We start from the raw sequence: 292 nt of genomic DNA, 5'->3' as shown, positions 1-292 counted from the left end.
GGATCACGTCGTAATGCTGTGCTTTGGCGGTCATTTCAGTCGTGCCTCCAGTGCTTCGACACCCGCCTTCGTCAACACCAGCGTGTCGCGCTTGAGGATGTCATAGACGTTTGCGCCCATGGACGGCAGCACATCGAGCGTGTCGATATTGGCCGCGGCCTTGGCGAAGCCCGCATCCACCTGCGCCCCGTCGATCACAAGCGCCCGCTTCCAGCCCAGGTTCTTGATTTGCTTGGCCAGGGTTGCGGTCTTGCCTTCGGAGGTCGCCATGTCGATCACCACAAGCTCGCCT

Annotated in this window: 1 protein-coding gene; it reads right to left on the bottom strand. The window is 61.0% G+C overall.

From position 1 onward, the window contains the following. Positions 1-30: 30 nt before the first annotated feature. On the bottom strand, positions 31-292 hold a 262-nt coding region (gene rplD / locus E0702_RS16755), incomplete at its 5' end, for a 50S ribosomal protein L4 (protein WP_132045693.1).

Source organism: Halomonas marinisediminis, from assembly GCF_004347715.1.
Lineage (GTDB): Bacteria > Pseudomonadota > Gammaproteobacteria > Pseudomonadales > Halomonadaceae > Halomonas > Halomonas icarae.
This window is presented reverse-complemented; position numbering and strand designations above follow the sequence as displayed.